General features: G+C 38.1%; 1 protein-coding gene. It reads left to right on the plus strand.

The window, feature by feature from the left end:
- Positions 1 to 559 (plus strand): O-methyltransferase (locus tag ACRCJ0_RS18895; RefSeq protein ID WP_431391741.1); only part of this gene is annotated, 559 nt, incomplete at both ends.

The following is a 559-nucleotide window of genomic DNA, read 5'->3' on the forward strand; positions in this document are numbered from 1 at the left end:
GCAAATGAAGTAAGTAAGACTGAAGAAAAAGTAATGAAAAATGAAATGATGGACCGCCCAGTAGTAGAAGCAGGCGTATTAAACTTCATGCGTACTGGACAGAACGATTTTCCAGCACCATTAAAAGAATTAGAAGATTACGCCCATGAAAACCGCGTACCAGTAATTCCTCATGAAACAGCAGTTTTCTTAGATTTTCTATTAAGTATTAAACAACCAAAGAAAATTCTAGAAATTGGTATGGCCATCGGATTCTCCGGATCACTAATGGTTTATGACCACCCTGAAAGAAGCTTAGATACCATTGATCGTTATGACAAAATGATTGCTGCTGCTAAAGTCAACTTTGAAAAATTAGGTGTAGCAGACCAAGTGACTATCCATGAAGGTGACGCCAAAGATATATTGCCAACTTTAGAAGCTAAATATGACTTTGCCTTATTAGATTCAGCGAAAGCAAAATACTTCGACTTTTTCCCGTTAATCATGGACCGACTAGAAGTCGGCGGCATTTTGATGATTGACGATATCTTCCAAGGCGGTACAGTCTTTAATGAAG

The sequence above is a fragment of the Aerococcus sp. L_32 genome, from assembly GCF_050689315.1.